The sequence below is a fragment of the Clostridium sp. genome (assembly GCF_051278035.1).
GTDB lineage: Bacteria > Bacillota > Clostridia > Clostridiales > Clostridiaceae > Clostridium_AD.
The window spans coordinates 1-17,870 of the sequence record NZ_JBNMNU010000087.1 but is presented as its reverse complement, the minus strand read 5'-3'; the positions used below and the strand labels follow the sequence as shown (position 1 = coordinate 17,870).

The following is a 17,870-nucleotide window of genomic DNA, read 5'->3' as shown; positions in this document are numbered from 1 at the left end:
AAAAATGCTTGCGTAGAAAAATGTACCAAAGGATGTTATACACTTAAAGACAGAAAAGGTGAAGAATTCAGTATTAGCTCAGATGAATATTGTAGAAGCTATATTTATAATAATGTTCCAGTAAATTTGATTTCTAATATGCCAGAAATTATAAAAAAAAATATTTACTCCTTTAGACTAGATTTTTTAGGTGAAACCTATGAGGAAACTCTAGAGGTTCTTCATAATTACATTAAAAAAGAATGGTGTGGAGAATTTAAGAACTATACTCGAGGCCACTTCAAACGTGGTGTTGATTAAGTCAGAAAATATATGATAAAAGGAAAACGGTGAAGTTATGAATAAAAAATCATTAAAGGTTTTAGAATACTTTAAAATTAAAGATAAAATAAAGGAGTACACGCACACTACGGCAGGCAAAGATATAATAGATAATTTGGAGCCTTATTCTAATGTTTACGAAGTGAAAGAACACTTACAGGAAACTAATGAGGCTCTACTACTCTTATCAACAAAAGGGAGTGCACCTTTTGAGGGAATATATGATGTTAGAAGTGCAATAATAAGGGCCTCTAAAGAGGCATCTCTTATGCCATCACAGCTAATTCGAATAGCACAAATGCTAAGGTGTGCTAGATTATTTCAGAACTATGTTGGTAATCGCGAAGGCCAGGCATCTACTAGAGTTTTAGAAGATATATGTATTGGAATTGTTCCAATAAAAAAATTAGAAGATGAAATATTTATAGCTATAATAAGTGATGAAGAACTTTCGGATAGAGCTAGTAGTTTGCTTTTCAATTTAAGAAAATCGCTAAAAGAAAAAAATGCTTCTGTAAAAGATAAAGTGACATCACTCGTTAGATCGAATGCAAAATACCTTCAAGAAAGTCTTTATACTATAAGAGGGGATAGATATGTAATTCCTGTTAAAATAGAGCATAAAGGGAGCGTTCCAGGTATAGTTCATGATCAGAGCTCCTCAGGTGCTACATTATTCATTGAGCCAATGAGTCTTGTAAACTTGAATAATGAGATTAAAGAAATTATGTTAAAGGAAAAAGCTGAGGTTGAAAGAATATTAGCTGAACTTTCCTATAAAATATATGAAAATATAAGTATCGTTTCAAACAATGCAAATATAGTATGGGAGTTAGATTTTATTTTTGCAAAGGCAAGGTACGCTATTGAAATTAATGCTACTAGCCCTAGAGTTAATGAAGAGGGTATAATAGATATAATTGACGCTAGGCACCCACTGATAGATCCGAGGGACGTAATATCAAGTAATATTTATTTAGGGCAAGATTTTACATCATTAGTAATAACAGGCCCGAATACTGGTGGTAAAACAGTAACTTTAAAAACTGTAGGCATAATCCAGTTAATGGCTATGAGTGGAATGTTAATTCCAGCTAGGGAAGGCTCCACCATTAGTTTTTTTGATGAAATTTTTGCAGACATTGGTGATGAACAGAGTATAGAACAAAGCCTATCTACTTTTTCATCTCATATGACAAACATAGTAAATATCATTGAAAAGGCAGATATAAAATCTCTGGCACTATTTGATGAATTAGGGGCTGGAACAGATCCAACAGAAGGTGCAGCACTTGCAGTTTCAATCTTAGAAGATTTAAGAGCAAGAGGTACAAAAGTTGTGGCAACCACACATTATAGTGAATTAAAAGGATATGCACTAAAAACAACAGGGGTAGAAAATGCTTCTGTAGAATTTGATGTTGATACATTAAGCCCTACCTATAGATTAATAATTGGAATACCAGGTAAATCAAATGCTTTTGAAATTTCTAAGAGATTAGGTCTTCCTGATTACATCATTAAGAATGCTAGAGCGAATATTTCTAAAGACACTCTAGAGTTTGAAGAATTAGTTCAAACTCTTCAAGAAAAGAGCATAAAGGCAGAAAGAGATGCAAGAGAGGCAGAAGGATTGAAATTAGAAGCTACTAAACTTAAAGAAAAATATCAGGAAAAGCTATATAAAATGGAAAATATCAGAGAAAATGCAATGTATCAGGCTCAACGAGAAGCTAAGCTATTAATTAGAAATGCTAAGGAAGAATCAGATGACATTATTAAAAACATGAGAGAACTCGAAAAACTGGGTTACTCATCTGACGCAAGGCAAAAGCTTGAAGAAGAAAGAATAAAGATAAAAAATAAACTTGAAAAATTGGATTTGCATACGCAAAAAAACACAGAAGAGCTAGGTGAGACGTTAAAAACTGTAAAAGAAGGTGAAGAAGTATATTTGCCATCTCTTAACCAAAAGGTTATTGTAATTTCTAAACCAGACAGTAAAGGTGAAGTACAGGTTCAAGCAGGCATCATAAAAATAAATGTTAAAGTGAAAGATTTACGGGTGTCAAAAGTTACTGAAGAAGATAAAAAAAAGGCAAAGATAAAAAAAAGAGAGATGAAGCTGAATTTAAGAAGTGTATCCTCATCAGTGGATTTGAGAGGTATGGACTCTCAGGAAGCCATATATACTGTTGATAAGTATTTAGATGACGCCTATTTAGGTGGCCTTAAAGAAATTACCATTATCCATGGTAAGGGCACAGGGGTTCTTCGAACTGCGATTACTGACATGTTAAAGAGGCATGGACATGCTAGAACCTATAGACTTGGAGATTATGGTGAAGGTGGTAGCGGTGTTACTATGGTAGAACTTAAATAGGGCGGTGGTAGAATGATTATTGTAAGTGCTTGTTTATGTGGCATTAATTGTAAGTATGATGGTGGCAATAATTTAGATGAAAGAGTGCTTAGACTTTTAAAAGAAGGAAAAGCAATTCCTGTTTGTCCAGAACAACTAGGTGGGCAAAACACTCCTAGGGCTCCACATGAAATTATTAAAGGAACCGGTAGGGATGTGCTGGATGGCAACGCTAGAATTCTTGGACCTTCTGGTGATGATGTAACCTCTGAGTTTTTAAAAGGAGCTTATGAAACTCTAAAAATAGCACAAATATCCGGTGCTAGTATTGCTATTTTAAAGGCAAGAAGTCCTTCTTGCGGAACACCTGAAATTTACAATGGAACTTTTAACGGAGTTAAAAGGCCTGGTAATGGAGTTACTGCGGAGTTATTATTAGAAAGTGGCATAAAAATTTTTACAGAGGAAAATCTAGATGATTTAACAAATATAAATTAGGGGGAAAATAAAATGAGTTATAAAGACGTTTTAAAAGAAGCTAAAGGTAATTTAAATAAAAGTTGTAGAGTGTGTCCTGTATGTAATGGTGTGGCTTGTGCTGGCGAGGTGCCTGGAATGGGTGGCAAAGGAACTGGAGATGCATTTAAAATCAACATAGAGGCGCTAGCGGAGTATAAACTTAATATGAGAACTATACATGATGCAAAAGATCCTGATACATCTATAGAATTATTTGGCCGAAAAATGGATATGCCTGTATTCGCAGCTCCGATATCTGGCACTAGCTTAAATATGGGTGGTAAATTTAGTGAAGAGGAGTACATATCTTGGGTTATAAGTGGATGTCTTTCAGCAGGTATTTTCCCTATGGTAGGAGATACCGCTGTAGATTCATTTCTTACAACTAATCTTTCAGAATTAGAAAAACAGGGTGGAAATGGAATTGTAATAATAAAGCCTTGGACAAATGCGAATGTCATAGAAAAAATCAAATTAGCAGAAAAGTCAGGTGCTTTTGCTATAGGCATGGATATAGATGCTTGTGGTCTTATTACCCTAGCACTTGCTGGCAAACCAGTTATGCCTAAAACTGTAGAAGAGATTAAAGAAATTGTTGCATCCACTAAGCTTCCGTTTATTCTTAAGGGGATAATGACTCCAGATGATGCAAAACTTGCTGTAGAAGCAGGGGTAGCTGCAATCGTTGTATCAAATCATGGAGGAAGAGTACTAGACCAAACTCCTGGTGTTGCACATGTACTAGGTGAAATTGCGGAGGAAGTTAAGGGCAAAGTAATTATTTTAGCCGATGGTGGAGTTAGAAGCGGTCCTGATATACTTAAACTGTTAGCACTAGGTGCTGATGCTGTACTTATTGGTAGACCATTTGTAACTGCATCTTTTGGAGGCAAAGCTGAAGGCGTTAAATCTTACATTGATACAATAAAAGGCGAATTAAAATCGGCTATGGTTCTTACAGGATGTAATTCCATAGAAAGTGTGGATAATAGAATTTTATACTAGATAATTGAAAGTCACTAAATTTTAGTGGCTTTTTTTACGGACATCAAGATAGATAGGTCTTGTTATAAAGAGGACTGACAAGTAAATAATTTAAGCATGAGGTTAGTAAAACCTAGCTTTATGCCTTGTTTTTTACCTTATTTTACAAATCTTGAAGGAAAAAGGTAGTTTTGTGTTGAAATAAGTATAAATATAAATTTAGTTGCATTGATTGTAAAATCTTATGTAACTAATGCCTATAATCATGTTTTATAAAGATTTTTCTCTGTTAAATAATAGCTGTGAATATGTTGATTTTATAAATAAAAGTAACGTTATTAAATCGGTTAGAGTTATAATACATGACATCAATGCAGGGAATGCATCTATATTTTATGAATAGCCAGACATTTGTGTCGGGGTCATAAGAGTCAGAAGAAAGAATATTTAATCAGAAGTTTATGTTCCGTCACTAAAAAAATGATGGTGCGGCTCTGTAGAAAAACGCGAATGAACTTATAAAAAGTGGGGGATACATTATGAATGATTTATTTTTAGTTGAGCCAAGAAAAGAATATCAAAAGAGTTTTGAAAATTATGTTTTAGCATATAGAAAAACAAATGATAATTGTTATTTGAATATATATAATAAGGGATTAGAGAATTTTGATGGATATTTAAACGACTTACACAATATTTCTAAAGGAATAGATTTACCTCAGGGATGGGTTACAACCTCAACATTTTGGTTAATAGATAATAATGAAGTAGTAGGAGTAGTGCGAATTAGACACCAAGAAATAGAGTGTTCTGGTCATATAGGTTATGATATATCACCATGTTATAGAAATAAAGGTTATGGTACTAAAATTCTAAAATTAGCATTGGGTGAATCAGAAAAAATAGGAATAAAAGATGTAATTGCAGCTTGTAGCATAGCTAATATAGCTTCAAAAAAAATTATAGAAAAGAATAATGGGGAATTATTAGGAATTATTTTTGATGAAGAGGATAATGAAAATCTGTATAAATATAGCATTCCAACAACTAATAGCAGATTATAAAAAATAGGTGGTTATTCGGAGGGGTAGGAATGTTCTTAAGTTCTAGCATAAATTCAGTTTTTAACTTAGGGTATTTATCTTGGCTTAATATTAGTTTTATACAGTATATAGCACTTACAGTATTAGCGATATATGTACTAGGATTTGTTATTACTTTAATAGCAACCTATATTTCGAGGATAGTACCTAATTACATGACACTTATAGGAGTGCTAGTACCAATAACTTTTATTGGCATATTCATATCTAACACTTTTCTCCTTAACAGATTAACAGTTGTTTATGTTTCTAAAGACTTTCTACTAGTAGCTTATTCCATTTTAGTTTTAACTGGATTAATACTAATAATTATTCGGTGGAAAAAAGAAAAGGTGGTAGATATTCTTAATTAAAAATATTCTTAAGGTGCCACACTGATATAGAAGTATGATACTGCAGAATAAAAAGGAGGAGTATATGGTGGTGAAAATACCTTGAAATAGTTCGCTAGATATAATGATTTTAAACAAATACTTTATTTTTAAAGTATAAAGGGAAGAAGTATCTCTAAACGTTAGATAAAAAGGTCTATTTATCTATGAATAAATCAATATTGTATTTAATTTCGATTCTCTATATATTAAACTTATAAAATCAATCAAAATAGCATTAAAAATCATTGACAAACCAAGGTAAAGGTAATATATTATATAAATAGGTAACATATTACTTATATATGCAACCTACTAAAAATACAGAGAGGATGTTGATTATGAACAAGGCTGAAAAGATGAGTGACAGACAATATTTATTTGGAGTGATTTTCATAGTTGCTAACAGAGTGGATACTATGCTTGAAAGAGAATTTAAACGATTTGGTATTACAACAAAGCAGTGGTTCTTATCAGTTATCATAGAAAATTTATTTGATGAGCCACCTACAATCAAAGAGGTTGCAAAGGAAATGGGAAGTTCACATCAGAACGTCAAACAGGTTGCTTTAAAGCTACAGCAAAAGGAGTTATTGATTTTGCAGAAGGATATAAAAGATGCACGTATAACTAGACTTAAGTTGTCTGAGAGCAGCTATGATTTTTGGACAAAGCTTAGAGGGGAAGGTACATCATTTACTGGGGCATTGTTTAAAAATATAGAAAAAGATGAATTAGAAGTTGCGAGAAGAGTAATGCAGAAGATGCAGTTAAATATTAATGAGATGGATAATAAAAGCGGGGGGAATTCCAGTGAGGAAGTTTAATAAAAATATTTTAGGTGGCATTTTTTTATTAGTATTGATTATTAGCGATACAGGTTTATATATGACAAGGGGATTAAATCCTGGCAAAAATATGATTATCAATTCCATTGATGCTACACAACTTAAAGATGGATTATATAAAGGGGAATATAACGGTGGAAGATGGTCTAATGAAGTCAATGTTACTCTTAAAAACAAAGAAATTCACCGAAAGCCATGAAGATACTGAAATTATAAGATTTTACGATGAAAATTTACAGGACAAGCATATGCACAATTTTACATTCATCAAAAACAGTGTTTGTAAAGATAAATTTACAAAGATGATTTTGGGCGAATTAGAAAAAAGAAAGCCTTATCAGAAAAACTATTGGAAGAGGGTATAGAAGTAGATATTTTAGCTTATGAATATTTATATATTAAGACATGGTAAGAGTAATTTAAATAGATATGGAAAATAATTGAATTATATTTAAAAAATTATTGACAAATAAAGGGAAAACTAATATATTATATATATAGGTAATATATTACCTATATATATAATATATTAGAATTACAGAGGGAAAGTTAATTATGAGTAAGGTTGAAAAGATGAGTGACAGGCAATATTTATTTGGAGTGATTTTCTTAGTTGCTAACAAAGTGGATACTATGCTTGAAAGAGAATGGGTAATGCATAAACTACAGTTATATATTAATTAAATGGATAATAGGAGTGAAGAGGCTAAGGTGTAGTTTAACAAAATATAAACACATAACTAAATAAGGAGATTGGATCTACTATGAAATACAAAAAATCTATTACTACCCTCGCACTAATTATTTTTATTTTGGCAACGATTACTTCCTCCTACGGGATTTTTTCTAGAGATATTTCAAACAAAAAAGAATTTAAGGCTATTTCGGGTCAAACTGTTAAGCTGTATGCTAAGGGGGTCTATAAAAATGATTCTGTTTCTTGCGGTTCACAAGCAGTAGGACAGGACATAGTAACTTTAGTAATGGGCTTACCTCTACTATTAATTTCAGTGTTTATTTACAGAAGAAATTTATTGAAAGGTAAACTACTTTTAGCTGGTACCTTAGGTTATTTTTTATACACCTATACCTCTTATAGTTTTCTCAGTATGTTTAACAGCTTCTTTCTAATATATGTAATGCTCATGGCCTTAAGCTTCTATGCCTTTACCCTTACTATGATGTCATTCAATCTTGAAACCATTTGCTCTTGCTTTTCAAAAAAGCTTCCCGTTAAATTAATCGGCGGATTTCTTATATTTATATCCATTGCTGTGGGGATGATGTGGCTTGGAATAATTCTACCAGCTCTTAAACAAGGAATCACTCCTAAGATTTTGGAGCAATATGCTACCCTTACTATTCAAGCTTTGGATCTTGGCTTTCTGGTACCAACTACCATACTAGCTGGTATACTCTTAATTAAAAGAAAGCCTTTTGGATATATATTGGCTGCTGTTATATGTATCAAAGAAGTAACATTGTTAACTGCAATAATAGCAATGATTATTGTGCAAATTCATTCTGGTGTATATGTACCTTTGGTTCAAATTTTAATGTTCACTATATTTAATTTGCTTTTAGTTTACTTTATAATATTAATTATGAGAAATATAGATGAAAAAATCTATAAAGAGAATAAGAAATAAGGTTATCTTTAGGTTTGATAAACAATTGCAAGATATAATTCCAATAGAGATTAAGTTAAGAGGGGGTAATGAAAAATGGGTATTTTAATATTTTCTATGATAGTTGTTGCTGAAATCGCGTTTTCAGTTTTCTGCATTATTACAAAATCTAACCAACAAAAGCTAAGAAATATTAGCAGAATTGCTGCATTTATAGGCTTTGTAGTGCTCACAATTCTACCGATAATTGACTGGAGCTCTCGATATTATGCTCTAGCAGCCTTGTTACTTTTGCTTGCAATAATTGGAGCGATTGCATTAATTCATAAGAAGGAAGAGAAAAAAGCATACAAATCAGCGCGTGTTGTTTTGAAAGCAATTGGAATGACGGTGCTTATATTTACGTTAACTCTGCCGGCAATAATATTTCCACAGCATAAGGCGATGGAGGTGACAGGCGAATATAAGGTTGCAACCATAACCCACACATACACTGATACAAAACGTGTTGAAACTTATACCGATACGGGAGAAAGCAGAAAGCTGAATGTGCAACTGTGGTATCCCGAAAATGCAGACAAAAGGTATCCACTGATAATTTTTTCGCATGGTGGATTTGGAACTAAAACGAGCAATAAATCGCTTTATAATGAACTCGCAAGTCAGGGTTATGTTGTATGCTCAATTGACCATACTTACCAATGCTTATACACTAAAGGTGATGATGGGCGTACGACACGTATAGATATGGGGTATATGAAGGATGTTTCCGCCGAGAACGCACTAGCTGACAGACAAAAAAGCTATGAGTATTATCAAAAATGGATGAAAATACGCACCGGTGATATAGATTTTGTGATAGATCATATACTTTCAGAGTCAGAAAACAATAATGCTGATACAGCATACAAACTTGTGGATACATCAAAAATCGGAGTTATGGGACATTCTCTTGGAGGCTCGGCAGCACTTGGCATAGGTAGAATGAGAGATGATGTTAGCGCAATTATTGCGCTGGAATCTCCATTCATGTGTGATATTGAGAGTGTTAAGGACGGCGAGTTCGTCTTTAAAGATGATATCTATCCAGTGCCTGTGCTTAATGTGTATTCAGATAGCTCATGGAGCAATCTAGCTCAGTGGCCACAATACGAGGAAAATTACGCCCTGCTTTATGGTACCAATGCAACCGCATTTAATGTCCACATGAGTGGTGTCGGGCATTTCAACCTAACAGATTTGGCACTTGCAAGTCCATTCCTCACGCGAATGTTCAACGGGAAGAAATCCACCACAGGCACCGAATACTGTCTCAAGACGATAAACAAAATCTGCCTTGAATTTTTCGACAGCTATCTAAAGGGAAAGGGCGAGTTTACGGCAGATGGTATGTATTAGGTTTCATTTGGAATATGAAAGGTTAGAAGATAAGTTTGCATTTCTTTCTTATGGTGAAGCCCAGATTAAAAAAATATAGTGTAAGAGGTGGAAATTATGAAAATAGTAGTAATATATAAATCGAAAACTGGTTTCTCAAAGCAATATGCAGAATGGATTTCAGAGGAGTTATCTGCTGATATTTTTGAGGTTTCAACAATTAATATAAATATGCTGACAGCCTATGACACCCTAATCTACGGTGGCGGACTGTATGCTGGTGGTATCAATGGTACAAAGTATATAACACAAAACTTGGATAAACTCAAAAATAAAAAAAATATTGTTTTTGCAACAGGAGTGTCCCCATTTAGAGAAGAGGTAATAAGTGAACTGAGAGATAAAAACTTTACTTCTGAGGAACAGAAATATATAAAATTCTTTTACTTAAGGGGTGGATTTGATTATAGTAAGCTAAAAACATTTGATAAAGCACTTATGACATTACTTAAATGCAAGATCAAAATGAAAAAGAAATTAACACCTGATGAAAGAGGTATGCTAGGTAGTTATGACAAACCAGTTGATTTTACAAGGAAGAAAAATATAGATGAAATAATAACCTATGTTAATTCATAAATTATGTTATATTCATATTTTCATTATATTAATAAAAAACATTAAATATAATTAATGATATGGCCATTAGCGAAATGGTGTTATGAATTGAATATAGATATTACTGAAACAAGTATATGTGTACTTGGTAACCAAGAGTCCCTAGAAAGAATAATGAATAATTTAATTTATAATTCTATAAGGTATGGAAGTGATGGCAAATTTATAGGGCTTAATTTAAGCTGTCATGATAAATTAGGAGGAGAAATTATTCTTAATAGCAAACCATATGAGAAAACTAGCTTTACTTTTAAGCTAAAGAGAATAAATTATTAAAGATCTTCTTTTGAACTTAAGGATTTTGTAATATATGCTTAATAAAAAAGAGAATTCTATATTGTACAATAAAATTATAGTAAATGTGGTTTATTTTCAAAATAATAAAAAAGAAGAGGCGAATTAGAATGAAAGAAAAAGTATCGAAGGGTCATCCTATCGTATTCTCGATTATGTTGGGAGTCATATTAACTGTTCTAGTTACGTTTGCAAGTGCAATTTCCTCAATACTTAAGTTTAATAATGATGAAACTATAATGGCTCAAACAGGCGCATTTTTAGTAATGGCAGTCATAATCACAGTATATATGACAAGCAATGGTAGAAGACTCTCAATGTTCGGATTTCATAGGGTCGAATTACCAAAAACTAAGGAAGTACTTTATTACATTCCCTTACTAGTTATTGCACTAGTTATACCTACACTTGGCGGAATTAATACAGATTTATCACTAAAAGTAGTTATGAGCATTATAATATTTACATTTCTTGTTGGATATACTGAAGAATTTATTTTTAGAGGAATTATCAAAGAAAAATTGAAATCAAAGGGCGGAACTTTTTATATAATCTTTTCTTCTATATTCTTTGGAGTTCTGCACATGGCAAATGGGCTTAATGGGGATATTTTAAGTACTATATTACAAGTTTTAAACGCTTTTTTAGTGGGTATCATTCTTTCACAACTGATAACTGTTGTAGATAATATAATCCCACTTATTTCCTTTCATTTTATGTATGATGCATTAGCTTATATAACTAAGGACAACTCTGGCAATGTTAATCTTGAGTATATAGCTAGTGGTATACTTACTGTTTTTTTAGTAGCTTACGCTAGTTACCTGTTTAGTATATTAAAAAATAAAAAGTTTAGAATTGGCAAAACAATAATTAGATGAAGCATTATTGAGTATCCTGTATTTTATGATAAACTAACTGGCAGAGAAAATTTAGAACTTCATTGCGAGTACATGGGATTTTACGATAAAAGGGCAATTATAACGAGGCCTGAGTCTTTAATATTAGATGAGCCAATAAATGGTCTTAATTCAATAGGATTTAAGGAAATTAGAAATCCATTAAAAATGTTACTAATGAGGAAATATTTTAAGAAACGGGTTAATTATATCATCTAGAGTTATAATAAACGACGCCAACGTCGGGAATTCGCCTATATTTAAGGAATAGCCAGACATTGTTGTCGGGATGGCACTAGTTATAGGTCATTTAGAACTGGAAAATAATTGGTAGTAAGTTGTTAGGTTTGACCTGATTGAGACGTAGTCGTAATTTATTATGAACCAATAGAATCTCAGATAAATAACTTGATTATTAAAGGAAATCTAAGAGAAAATACCGAAACCTATTATACACTTAGGTTATCTAAGTTCACGATATAATGTATGTTTCTTATTCAACTAACGAGGAAGTTTAATTCAGTAGAATAGCATTATATAAAATTTATTATGAAGGGAAAGGTTATTGGCTATGGAAAGAAAAAAACATATAATATATATTCTCTCGACCATAATTTTTTTATTAATTATAATTATTTCTTCTTTAAATATTTACAATATAAAATTACAAAGGAATGATAGAGAAGAAAATTCCAATTCTTTCAATATTGGTGGAATAGTTTTTGATGCCAGCCAGAGAACAGAATACGCTGACTTTACTGGAAAATGGTTCAGCGAAGGAAATGGGAATATCAGTTTTGGTATTTCAGCGGGGGTTATAGACCCCAACACGGAGGTGTCTATATCGTTGATGGCAATGTCGGCACATGGAGCCAAATTGGGTAGAGATGTTCGATTTCAACTAACAGAACGTGATAAGGAATACAAGTTACTGGAGGTAATAGAAGAAGAAAAAGTATATATTGACACCATTACATCTGCTTCTTACAAAGAGTATTTCTCAACATTTCTCCCTGGTAAAGAAGATACCTATTATATGTTAAGTACAGAAATTTTAGATGAAAATGGTCAAGCCGAAGATACTGTCGTCACACAAATTTATGTTCCTGAAGCGGATTATTAATGAATAATTTTCTCATAGGATGGCACAAGCAATAGATTATGAGTTAGAAAGCTCAGGAAAGTCTTCACAAATACCCAGGGGTTTATTTTTTTAATTGATGAAGAAATAAGCTACTTTCGTATGAGAGATTACATTAGGATAGCTATAACTAATATAAAAAGAAAGAAGTAGAATTTCTAAAAATGAATTACTAAAAACGAAAAAATATTTGCAATCACAAATAAACCATTTTAGCATCCTATATTAATTTATAGGTGCTTTTTATATTTAAAATAGATATATTATTCAGAGAATATGAGCACCATAGAGAGCATTTATTAATATATAAGTGTTATTTTGCTTCGCAGTAAACGAGAGATATTGTAAATTTGTCATTGTTCTTCTTTTGTAGTGTAACTTTTTTCTGATTTTTGCGTCTAAATCTAAGAAGCTTCAAAAAAACATCTGTATAGCAATAAATGAAAAGGAGATTTTATATATATGACATTCTTACAAAAAATAGTGGAGCACTTTCAGAATAACGTTATATTAAGTGATTTTTCAATTAAGTTAATAGGAATATGCCTTGTTTTAACAGCTATATTTTCCCTTTATTATCTGTTTTTCAAGTCAGAGCTTTATGAAAAATATATGCCTTGGCTAGGCGTAGTTATAAGGTTTTTAATGTTTATAGGGTTTACAATGGAGTTTGCTCATCACACTAAAATAAGTCCACTGCTCAGTTATTATGGAGGTAAAGAATATGTTGTAGCTCAGCTTTCAAGTTATGTATTCTTTGCATATGTTCTTGTAGTTGGAGTTTATGATGTACTTACAATAGGGATAAATAAATTCAGGGGCTTTTTCCATAGCTTTGATATAGCAATGGTAAGTCTACCGATTGTATACACCTTTACGGCAACAGCAATTTATATAACAAAAGAAAGATTTGAATTAATGAGTCTTTTTTACTTAGGAATATTGTTTATAATGATTTTAATGATTTATCTATTTTTCCAAGTATATTGGAAGCAAAATATTAAAGTGTATCGTATATTTTTCATGGTGGCAATTCCAGAAGTAATTATTTTACTTTGTTTAAGAAGTGAATTTCCTTTTGCTCTACCAATATTTCTATTATTACTTGGATTGTATGAAGGTTCAAGGCATATAGTGGAGCGCATGAAAGCTAAGAGTACAAAGGCTTTATGGAAAAAGTTAAAGCTATGTTCATCAACATTTATTTTGTTAGTTGTTATATTAGGGGTAACCTTTTGTGGAATAAATCCTATAAGGAGTAATGAGAACCAAATGGTTTCCATGTTATTTAATAAAAGTATTAAGTTGACAACGATACAAGAGGCTGAAAAGGTAGCTAGAAATGCCTTAGAAGATAATAAAAGTAAACTTGTATTAAACTCAGGTACCAGAATGGATTTTTATAATTTTTTCTATATTGTTCTAGGTGATTATAATATAAATGTAAGTGAGGTTACAGGGAAAGTATCTGAAATTCATAATAGTAACTTAAAGAGTGCTGAGGAGCCTGGCACATTAAAACTTGATGAAGTTAGGGATAAAACAATTTACTTTTTAAGACAATGCGGCTACAACTATGAAGCAGAAAAATCAGAAATGGATATTGAAGAGAAAGAGGATTACTATGAAGTGACAATTAAAAACAAATTTTCTAATGGTAAATCAAATAAGTTAAGGGATTTAAATAATTCAAAAGTTAGTTGGTTTAGAAATGGAAAGCTTAATTATATGTTTGGTTCTGGTGGCTTACTAAATTTAAAAGATAATAAGGAAATTAAGATTGACGAAGCAATAATTCAAAGGAGTATAAATACCTGGTATGAAAAGCTTGGAGAAAAAGCCCCAGCTTATGCAATGGATGGAGATGGCTTATATAATTTGACAGCTTATTCTAATAAATTTAATACATTAAGTTTAATTTGTGATAATGGTAATTATCTAAAGTTAGATATCAATGATGGTACTGTAAGAAGTTTTCAGCGTGATAGACAAAACAGGGATATATTCGATAAAATCCAATATGAAAAGCATAAGGATAAAGCTATAAAATTATTTGAAAGATTAATTCCAACTAATGAAAAAGATAAATACAGTCTTGGTATTGAATATAATGAGTATTCCTACTATTCATTTATTAATGAAGACAAAGGAGTAACAAGTGGCATAAATATCTACCTGAATAATGAAGGTAAACTTAGCTCTTATACAGAATTTAACTATGGAGATACAACTAAATATAGCGAAAAAGAATTTAAAATTTCGAAAAATCGTGCTCTTAAACTAGTAGATAATAAATATAAATTCTTCAATATATACGCGAAAAGAGCTAAACTTATTGAAGAATTACAGCCGAGTGGTGATACTAAGCTAAAATGGATGGTGATTGTTATGCCTTATATGAGCAGGGAGCATCATATATACTTTGTTGATGTAAATACTGGTGAGATAGATGCTCTTCAAAATATAAGGGAGGGTTAAGAATTGAATAGAGATAAAAGACAGTGTTCTGCGTTTAAAGACTTATATCCTTCCTATATAGATGGAATGGTGGAGGAGGAAACAAAGATTTGGATGGATACACATATTGAAGATTGCGAGGATTGCTTTAAGTGGACAAAAAATTACCAGGAAGATATTGACCTAAATGAATCTAGTTATAGCATCCATGTGGTTAATTCAACATTTGAAGAAGATAAAAAAACTATAAAAAAGGCTAAAATAGTTATGACACTTGGATTAGCAGCAGTGATAATGCTCGCCATATGGACATCAATATGGCTATTTGTGTGAAGAATAGGAGTACAATTTTATGAAAGAGCAAGTAAAGACCCTGGAGGATATTTATAAAAAACATAGGGCAGATATTTATAAATATTTATATTATCAGACAACTAATTGTCATGTTTCAGAAGAACTCTGTCAGGAGGTATTTTTAAAAGCGTTTAAAGCACTTAATTCTTATGAGGGCAGGTCTTCTATAAAAACTTGGCTCTACAGCATAGCGCATAATGTATATGTATCCTGGTATAGAAAAGAGATAAAAATCGAGAGAGTTCCTATGCAGCAAAGTATAATTAGTAATTTAGTGGCGATAGACGGTAATCCTGAGATTATTGTAGAAGATAGAGAGAATTCTAAGGAAGTAATAAGAATACTATATAAATTAAAAGAGGAATATAGAACTGTATTAATTCTCTGTGAACTTAATGAACTTTCCTATGCGGAGATAGCTAATACTTTAAATTGGAGTTTATCTAAGGTTAAGACAACTATTTATAGAGCTAGGATTCAGTTCAAAACATTCTTTGAAAAAGAAGGTGAACTACTGTGAAGTGCAGTGTAATTAGAGACTTACTACCTCTTTATGAAGAAAAACTATGTAAGGAAGAAACCACAAAATTAGTAGCAGAGCACCTTAAAAGTTGCTCTGATTGTAAAATACTTTATGATGATATGCATGAAGATATTGGACTTAAGGAAGCTGTAAAATTAACTGAGCCTATAGATAAGCAGTGTGAAGATAGTTATAAACTTAATACAGAACATGAGTTTTGGATGAGATATTATGGAAACCTCATATTAAGGGGTGTGGTTATTTTCTTAATAGCATATATACTAATTATTTCTATTGGTATGATTTTTAGAATGTAAAAAGCAAGTATAACCAATCTGTCTAAGTGATTACTTGCTTTTGAGTTAACTATCAACTACAGTGATTAAATTTCTATTAAGATTAACTAATATATTTAATAGTTTAAAAAGTTAACGAAAGGATGTTTTAAATGGGTGTTATGTTAGATTTCAAAGCTTTATTGATAATTATTTTACCTATAATTATAATGGTTAGAGTAGTTTCAAGCCTCAAAAGTCGCAGTAAAGGTCAGTTTCTATTTAAAAGAGAAATTATAGTGGATATTTTTTCGGTCTATATTCTCTGTTTTGTAGGAATAACTTTATTCCCGCTATTTATAAATTGGACTGGGCAAAAGGGTAATGTTTCAATAAACGTTGTACCAGTATTTAATACGATAAAGGATGTTTCTATGTCTTTTCAACAACCAGAAATGCATAATTTCATGATTAAGTTTTGGATAAAAAATATTTTTGGGAATATGTTACTATTATTTCCTTTGGGTTTATTACTCCCAATATTATGGAGAAAGTTTGAAAATATCAGAAATACACTTTTATATTCGTTTTTATTCACTTTTGGAATAGAGATTATTCAACTTTTATCTTACTATGTAGGAAATACGGGAAGGTCATTCGATATTGATGACATAATATTAAATACCTTCGGTGCTTGGCTAGGATATATATTTTATAAGAAGATTGTACTCAAATTTATTAAGAAACAATTTTTAAATGGCATTCAGAGGAATGTAGATTATAGTATATAAATACAAATTGCTACTTCTAAAGGCAATGAGTTTATTTTGAGGTGCAAAATGAAAATGGCGAGGTTAGTTATAAATATATGAATCTTGAACCAATTAACAAATTAAACATTAAAAAGGTTAGCATTAATGGCAATGTCTTCAGTTAAAATAATTATCCTAATGAGAAAGTTGAAACAGAGTTGAATCTTAGCTATGGAGAAGTTCGTTAATAAATGCTTTGTTTTTTATTTTTTATTGAAACTTTTCACTTAATATTTTCGTCTATAATTTAGAATATGTAAAGGAAGGTAAATTACAGCGAGAATTATTTAAGTATTAATAATTACAACATTATTAATATTAATCCGACTTGGTAAACATGCACGTTGCTAATAAATTAGATGGAGGAGTATATTTATGATATTTGCACGAATTCTTTGTTTTATAGTTTTAATTATGGGCTTATTTATGATTATTTGCCCTGTATTAGTTTTTAAAATGCGAAATATTATTAGATGCATTTTCACGATTAATGAATTAGATGAAGGCGATTTTAAAATTTTTATTTACAGGGTTGGTGGTATATTGGAAATCTTCATTTTCACTCTTTTACTATCACAAACTTTCACAATATAGTTATATATCATCACAAGACATCGATATCAATGGTTGATGAGGGGTTTTTAAATATTGATTTATATTGATAGTATGATGCGAATATTATATATTGTATATATATGGTTAATGGCAATTGTATAATATTCTTTATTAATAAAAATATAAAGAATCTCATCAGATTAGAAAATACAGTTTGGATAACTAACGCATTTATATAATAGCACTTGTTGCAATGATTAAACTTGCCATTAAATCAACTGAAGCACTCGATATTTACATAAATGATAAGAAAAATATCATATAACAGTTTCGTAATTTTCTTAAACCTCGACTCAGTGGTAATATATG

General features: G+C 31.2%; 20 protein-coding genes and 2 pseudogenes. All 22 read left to right on the top strand.

What is annotated here, in order from left to right:
• Positions 1 to 300: pseudogene (locus tag ACJAX4_RS13665) on the top strand (U32 family peptidase); the annotation flags it as partial.
• 37 nt (positions 301 to 337) lie between these two features.
• Positions 338 to 2,704 carry an endonuclease MutS2 gene (locus ACJAX4_RS13660; RefSeq protein WP_435790012.1) on the top strand — a complete coding sequence of 789 codons (2,367 nt, stop codon included), beginning with the start codon at positions 338 to 340 and terminating at the stop codon, positions 2,702 to 2,704.
• Between the two features lie 12 nt (positions 2,705 to 2,716).
• A complete protein-coding gene (locus ACJAX4_RS13655) occupies positions 2,717 to 3,181 on the top strand; it encodes a DUF523 domain-containing protein (RefSeq protein WP_435790011.1) in 465 nt (154 codons plus the stop codon).
• A gap of 12 nt (positions 3,182 to 3,193) precedes the next feature.
• Complete coding sequence (locus ACJAX4_RS13650; RefSeq protein ID WP_435790010.1) at positions 3,194 to 4,207, top strand: alpha-hydroxy-acid oxidizing protein; 1,014 nt, start codon at positions 3,194 to 3,196, stop codon at positions 4,205 to 4,207.
• Positions 4,208 to 4,725: 518 nt separating this feature from the next.
• The gene (locus ACJAX4_RS13645) at positions 4,726 to 5,250 is read left to right on the top strand and encodes a GNAT family N-acetyltransferase (RefSeq protein ID WP_435790009.1); all 525 of its coding nucleotides are present in this window, start codon (positions 4,726 to 4,728) and stop codon (positions 5,248 to 5,250) included.
• 29 nt (positions 5,251 to 5,279) lie between these two features.
• Complete coding sequence (locus ACJAX4_RS13640) at positions 5,280 to 5,642, top strand: hypothetical protein (RefSeq protein ID WP_435790008.1); 363 nt, start codon at positions 5,280 to 5,282, stop codon at positions 5,640 to 5,642.
• Between the two features lie 359 nt (positions 5,643 to 6,001).
• Complete coding sequence (locus tag ACJAX4_RS13635; RefSeq protein WP_435790007.1) at positions 6,002 to 6,487, top strand: MarR family winged helix-turn-helix transcriptional regulator; 486 nt, start codon at positions 6,002 to 6,004, stop codon at positions 6,485 to 6,487.
• Entirely contained in the window at positions 6,474 to 6,707 is a 234-nt protein-coding gene (locus ACJAX4_RS13630) for a hypothetical protein (RefSeq protein ID WP_435790006.1), read from the top strand. The genes ACJAX4_RS13635 and ACJAX4_RS13630 overlap by 14 nt, the downstream gene beginning before the upstream one ends.
• Positions 6,658 to 6,873, top strand: a complete 216-nt coding sequence (locus tag ACJAX4_RS13625) for a hypothetical protein (RefSeq protein WP_435790005.1) — start codon at positions 6,658 to 6,660, stop codon at positions 6,871 to 6,873. The genes ACJAX4_RS13630 and ACJAX4_RS13625 overlap by 50 nt, the downstream gene beginning before the upstream one ends.
• Before the next feature lie 190 nt (positions 6,874 to 7,063).
• Positions 7,064 to 7,192: a hypothetical protein gene (locus ACJAX4_RS13620; RefSeq protein WP_435790004.1), complete on the top strand. Its 129-nt coding sequence runs from the start codon at positions 7,064 to 7,066 to the stop codon at positions 7,190 to 7,192.
• Between the two features lie 80 nt (positions 7,193 to 7,272).
• Entirely contained in the window at positions 7,273 to 8,157 is an 885-nt protein-coding gene (locus tag ACJAX4_RS13615) for a hypothetical protein (RefSeq protein ID WP_435790003.1), read from the top strand.
• Positions 8,158 to 8,232: 75 nt separating this feature from the next.
• Positions 8,233 to 9,534 (top strand): alpha/beta hydrolase family protein, encoded by a 1,302-nt coding sequence (locus ACJAX4_RS13610; protein ID WP_435790002.1) that lies wholly within the window; start codon positions 8,233 to 8,235, stop codon positions 9,532 to 9,534.
• A gap of 96 nt (positions 9,535 to 9,630) precedes the next feature.
• The gene (locus ACJAX4_RS13605; protein ID WP_435790001.1) at positions 9,631 to 10,152 is read left to right on the top strand and encodes a flavodoxin domain-containing protein; all 522 of its coding nucleotides are present in this window, start codon (positions 9,631 to 9,633) and stop codon (positions 10,150 to 10,152) included.
• Positions 10,153 to 10,239: 87 nt separating this feature from the next.
• Positions 10,240 to 10,467: a hypothetical protein gene (locus ACJAX4_RS13600; RefSeq protein ID WP_435790000.1), complete on the top strand. Its 228-nt coding sequence runs from the start codon at positions 10,240 to 10,242 to the stop codon at positions 10,465 to 10,467.
• A gap of 128 nt (positions 10,468 to 10,595) precedes the next feature.
• The gene (locus ACJAX4_RS13595) at positions 10,596 to 11,366 is read left to right on the top strand and encodes a lysostaphin resistance A-like protein (protein WP_435789999.1); all 771 of its coding nucleotides are present in this window, start codon (positions 10,596 to 10,598) and stop codon (positions 11,364 to 11,366) included.
• Positions 11,367 to 11,558: pseudogene (locus tag ACJAX4_RS13590) on the top strand (ABC transporter ATP-binding protein); the annotation flags it as partial.
• 391 nt (positions 11,559 to 11,949) lie between these two features.
• Positions 11,950 to 12,507, top strand: coding sequence for a hypothetical protein (locus tag ACJAX4_RS13585; protein WP_435789998.1), 558 nt, complete (start codon positions 11,950 to 11,952; stop codon positions 12,505 to 12,507).
• A 480-nt stretch (positions 12,508 to 12,987) separates the two neighbouring features.
• Positions 12,988 to 15,003: a hypothetical protein gene (locus ACJAX4_RS13580; RefSeq protein WP_435789997.1), complete on the top strand. Its 2,016-nt coding sequence runs from the start codon at positions 12,988 to 12,990 to the stop codon at positions 15,001 to 15,003.
• A 3-nt stretch (positions 15,004 to 15,006) separates the two neighbouring features.
• Positions 15,007 to 15,315, top strand: coding sequence for a zf-HC2 domain-containing protein (locus tag ACJAX4_RS13575; RefSeq protein ID WP_435789996.1), 309 nt, complete (start codon positions 15,007 to 15,009; stop codon positions 15,313 to 15,315).
• A 19-nt stretch (positions 15,316 to 15,334) separates the two neighbouring features.
• The gene (locus tag ACJAX4_RS13570; RefSeq protein ID WP_435789995.1) at positions 15,335 to 15,856 is read left to right on the top strand and encodes an RNA polymerase sigma factor; all 522 of its coding nucleotides are present in this window, start codon (positions 15,335 to 15,337) and stop codon (positions 15,854 to 15,856) included.
• Positions 15,853 to 16,176, top strand: coding sequence for a zf-HC2 domain-containing protein (locus tag ACJAX4_RS13565; protein WP_435789994.1), 324 nt, complete (start codon positions 15,853 to 15,855; stop codon positions 16,174 to 16,176). Before ACJAX4_RS13570 ends, ACJAX4_RS13565 begins: the two co-directional genes overlap by 4 nt.
• A gap of 131 nt (positions 16,177 to 16,307) precedes the next feature.
• Positions 16,308 to 16,925 (top strand): VanZ family protein, encoded by a 618-nt coding sequence (locus ACJAX4_RS13560; RefSeq protein WP_435789993.1) that lies wholly within the window; start codon positions 16,308 to 16,310, stop codon positions 16,923 to 16,925.
• The last annotated feature ends 945 nt before the right edge of the window (positions 16,926 to 17,870 follow it).

What these genes read in the sequence shown, in the direction of transcription:
- ACJAX4_RS13610 (WP_435790002.1), top strand. Translation starts at nt 8,233, where the DNA reads ATGGGTATTTTAATATTTTCTATGATAGTTGTTGCTGAAATCGCGTTT.
- ACJAX4_RS13625 (WP_435790005.1), top strand. Translation starts at nt 6,658, where the DNA reads ATGAAGTCAATGTTACTCTTAAAAACAAAGAAATTCACCGAAAGCCAT.
- ACJAX4_RS13580 (WP_435789997.1), top strand. Translation starts at nt 12,988, where the DNA reads ATGACATTCTTACAAAAAATAGTGGAGCACTTTCAGAATAACGTTATA.
- ACJAX4_RS13620 (WP_435790004.1), top strand. Translation starts at nt 7,064, where the DNA reads ATGAGTAAGGTTGAAAAGATGAGTGACAGGCAATATTTATTTGGAGTG.
- ACJAX4_RS13615 (WP_435790003.1), top strand. Translation starts at nt 7,273, where the DNA reads ATGAAATACAAAAAATCTATTACTACCCTCGCACTAATTATTTTTATT.
- ACJAX4_RS13655 (WP_435790011.1), top strand. Translation starts at nt 2,717, where the DNA reads ATGATTATTGTAAGTGCTTGTTTATGTGGCATTAATTGTAAGTATGAT.
- ACJAX4_RS13605 (WP_435790001.1), top strand. Translation starts at nt 9,631, where the DNA reads ATGAAAATAGTAGTAATATATAAATCGAAAACTGGTTTCTCAAAGCAA.
- ACJAX4_RS13645 (WP_435790009.1), top strand. Translation starts at nt 4,726, where the DNA reads ATGAATGATTTATTTTTAGTTGAGCCAAGAAAAGAATATCAAAAGAGT.
- ACJAX4_RS13640 (WP_435790008.1), top strand. Translation starts at nt 5,280, where the DNA reads ATGTTCTTAAGTTCTAGCATAAATTCAGTTTTTAACTTAGGGTATTTA.
- ACJAX4_RS13570 (WP_435789995.1), top strand. Translation starts at nt 15,335, where the DNA reads ATGAAAGAGCAAGTAAAGACCCTGGAGGATATTTATAAAAAACATAGG.
- ACJAX4_RS13595 (WP_435789999.1), top strand. Translation starts at nt 10,596, where the DNA reads ATGAAAGAAAAAGTATCGAAGGGTCATCCTATCGTATTCTCGATTATG.
- ACJAX4_RS13560 (WP_435789993.1), top strand. Translation starts at nt 16,308, where the DNA reads ATGGGTGTTATGTTAGATTTCAAAGCTTTATTGATAATTATTTTACCT.
- ACJAX4_RS13650 (WP_435790010.1), top strand. Translation starts at nt 3,194, where the DNA reads ATGAGTTATAAAGACGTTTTAAAAGAAGCTAAAGGTAATTTAAATAAA.
- ACJAX4_RS13635 (WP_435790007.1), top strand. Translation starts at nt 6,002, where the DNA reads ATGAACAAGGCTGAAAAGATGAGTGACAGACAATATTTATTTGGAGTG.
- ACJAX4_RS13660 (WP_435790012.1), top strand. Translation starts at nt 338, where the DNA reads ATGAATAAAAAATCATTAAAGGTTTTAGAATACTTTAAAATTAAAGAT.